The organism is Mariniflexile sp. HMF6888, from assembly GCF_044335535.1.
Taxonomy (GTDB): domain Bacteria; phylum Bacteroidota; class Bacteroidia; order Flavobacteriales; family Flavobacteriaceae; genus Mariniflexile.
In genome coordinates this window covers 1-635 of sequence record NZ_JBIQVZ010000028.1, presented here as the reverse complement: position 1 = coordinate 635, position 635 = coordinate 1, and the positions used below count along the sequence as shown (strand labels likewise).

At 36.1% G+C, this 635-nt stretch carries 1 protein-coding gene; it reads right to left on the bottom strand.

The genetic code is table 11. The features are described 5' to 3' along the window. The coding region (locus tag ACGLWY_RS18650) for a hypothetical protein (RefSeq protein ID WP_396621187.1) at nucleotides 1–635 on the bottom strand (635 nt) is incomplete at both ends.

Here is a 635-nt window from a genome sequence, read left to right as displayed (position 1 = left end):
GTCGTTAGAAGGCGCGTTATAAGTGATGACCGGAGGAGCCGTTAGTGTATATGTAGTTGTATGTGTATGGTCTACTTCACATTTATCGTTAGTAAGCCAAGTTATTACGATTTCACCACCTGTACATATATCTATTGTTTGGTTTGTAAAGTTGTGGGTAGTAAAAGGAGCACATCCTCCTTCATAGCTATCATCCATTTTTATTATTTCAGCATCAACCCATTCAGCAAATTTAGTGTCAAAATCTTCTTGATTTTCAAAATCACAAGCACTTACTGTAACAGGATCAGGAAAGTAATGATTAATTCCAGCTGGTTTAGTTAAGGTATATGTAGCAGCAACAGTTGATTCTGTACAATTGTCTTTTATTGTCCAATTAATAGTAAGAGAGCCGCCAGTACACATATCAATAGATTGGCTTTCAAAATCATTAGTTACATTAGGAGAACAACCGCCAGTTAAGTTATTGTTAATAGTAGCTGTTTGACTGTTTACCCAATTAGCAATATCATTATCAATAGCGTTTTGATCTGTGAAATCACAGGAATTAGTATTTTTATCAGTTGGGTTGCTATAACTAATTGAATCAGGAGAAGCCACAGAAAAGCTGGAAGCAGCCGATGAAGCTGAATCCG